General features: G+C 56.0%; 1 protein-coding gene. It reads right to left on the reverse strand.

Features of this window, described 5'->3' with window-relative positions; genetic code table 11:
* On the reverse strand, positions 1–434 hold a 434-nt coding region (locus Q4563_RS16305; RefSeq protein WP_303605224.1), incomplete at both ends, for an ABC transporter permease.

A 434-nucleotide genomic window follows, 5' to 3' on the forward strand; every position in this document is an offset into this window, starting at 1 on the left:
TGATCACATCGTTATAAAATTCAACCGATGCCTGCATATTGCCCCAATAGGCACCTTCATCAATGCCCAGCATATCGATTGCGACAAACGCCCCGCCCCAGATGCCGACGGTGCTGAAAATCACCGCCAACAATGGCATAGAGATAATACCGGCCCACAAACGCGGTGTGATCACGCGTTTCAGCGGGTCAACCCCCATCATTTCCATCGCCGACAGCTGCTCGGTGGCTTTCATCAAGCCGATTTCCGACGTCAGGGCAGAACCTGCTCGCCCGGCAAACAACAGAGCGGTCACTACCGGTCCCAGCTCGCGCAACAGGGTCAGCGATACCATCGTCCCCAGTGCGGCTTCGGAGCCGAAATCAACCAGAATGGTGTAACCCTGTAGCCCCAGCACCATGCCGACAAAAAAACCGGCCACGGCGATAATGCTC

Source organism: Gilvimarinus sp. 1_MG-2023, assembly GCF_030548285.1.